Source organism: Oleiphilus sp. HI0061, from assembly GCF_001635675.1.
The window spans coordinates 1-971 of record NZ_LWFE01000223.1; the positions used below are offsets into that span (position 1 = coordinate 1).

A 971-nucleotide genomic window follows, 5' to 3' on the forward strand; every position below is an offset into this window, starting at 1 on the left:
AACAGGCAGATAAACATCGCTTCATTGTAGTCACTAAATGTATATTCTTTTGTTGTTTGATGAAAGTCACTGAACTTTACTTTAACGCCTAGCTTCTGAATGCCTCTTCCCGGCAAATGCTTTGCAGCACGCTGTTTTAACTCGGGCAACAACCTTGATACTAAAATCGCTTCAAGTGAAGACGGGTCGTCAATGTCTTCAGGGAAGGTTAGCTCTACACCCACTGACTTCCTTGTTCGGTGAGTTATTACTGAGCGCTCGTCTTGTCCATGGCAACGTTGCCAAAGTAAATGGCCTAGTCTTCCGAAGTTATGTAGTAGTGTTTGTTGGTCAAAAGCCTTTACATCTTTTCCAAACCGCAGTTGCTTAGCACTGAGCTTCTCGAAGGTGACTTTGCCAACGCCAGGGATTTTATCTAAAGGCATATCGTCGATAAAACTGGCCACGTTTTCTGGAGGAATTACATAAATACCGTTTGGTTTATTGATATCGGAGGCAACTTTAGCGAGGTACTTGATGGGCGCCACCCCTGCTGATGCTGTCAGACCAAGCTCACGTTGAATCGTCTTGCAAATATCCTGAGCGATGAGCGTTGCTGAACCGTGATGTAACGAGCAGTTGGTGACATCAAGGTAAGCTTCATCGAGGCTAAGTGGTTCGATCAGATCAGTATAACGTTCGAATATTTCACCAATCTGTTTACTAACGGTTCTATATACATCCATTCTACCCGGAAGCAATACAAGATCTGGGCATAAACGCAGCGCAACTGAGGTCGGCATGGCAGATCTAAGCCCAAACTCTCGTGCTATGTAGTTACAGGTAGAGAGGACACCGCGAGAGTGGCGCTTTCCGCCAACGGCAACGGGTAAATTAGTTAACGCCGGTTGGTCACGGATTTCCACGGATACAAAGAAAGCATCCATATCTACATGAATTATCTTGCGCAAACCGTTGCCTCGAAATTAAAT

At 45.1% G+C, this 971-nt stretch carries 1 protein-coding gene; it reads right to left on the minus strand.

Going from position 1 to position 971, the window contains the following annotated elements; translation table 11 throughout:
* On the minus strand, positions 1 to 950 hold a 950-nt coding region (gene dinB, locus A3735_RS02625; protein WP_068637547.1), incomplete at its 3' end, for a DNA polymerase IV.
* Between the last annotated feature and the right edge of the window lie 21 nt (positions 951 to 971).